Genomic DNA, 409 nt, shown 5'->3' on the forward strand with positions numbered 1-409 from the left:
CGCCGAAGGGCAAGGATGTCATCCGAATGAAGTTCCAGAAAAAGTGCGGCGAAGATCTGCTTTCCAAGATGGCAAGGTGATTTCTGTGGCAGTCTATCGCATAAACAAGAATCGTGGCTATACGGTCATGGCGAACTTCCACCTTCGAGACAAGAGCCTGTCACTCAAGGCAGTCGGTCTTCTCTCAAAGATGCTCTCGTTTAATGATGGCTGGAAGTTCTTAACCAAGGGACTTTCTGCAATCTGCAAGGAAGGTCCGGATGCCATTCTCTCCGCGCTCCGTGAGCTTGAAAAGCACGGCTACCTTGTCCGGCACCGGCAGAGAGACGGTAAAGGAAGGATGAGCAACACAATCTTTGAGATATACGAAGAGCCGCAGGAGTCTACACCAGAACGGGAAAAGCCACAC

Annotated in this window: 1 protein-coding gene; it reads left to right on the forward strand. The window is 50.9% G+C overall.

All coding sequences use genetic code 11. The features are described from left to right. Positions 1-85: 85 nt before the first annotated feature. Positions 86-409 (forward strand): helix-turn-helix domain-containing protein (locus P0G09_RS15795; protein WP_342760543.1); only part of this gene is annotated, 324 nt, incomplete at its 3' end.

It is taken from the genome of Faecalibacterium sp. DFI.5.82, assembly GCF_029076575.1.
In the GTDB taxonomy this organism is placed as follows: Bacteria; Bacillota; Clostridia; order Oscillospirales; family Ruminococcaceae; genus Faecalibacterium; species Faecalibacterium duncaniae.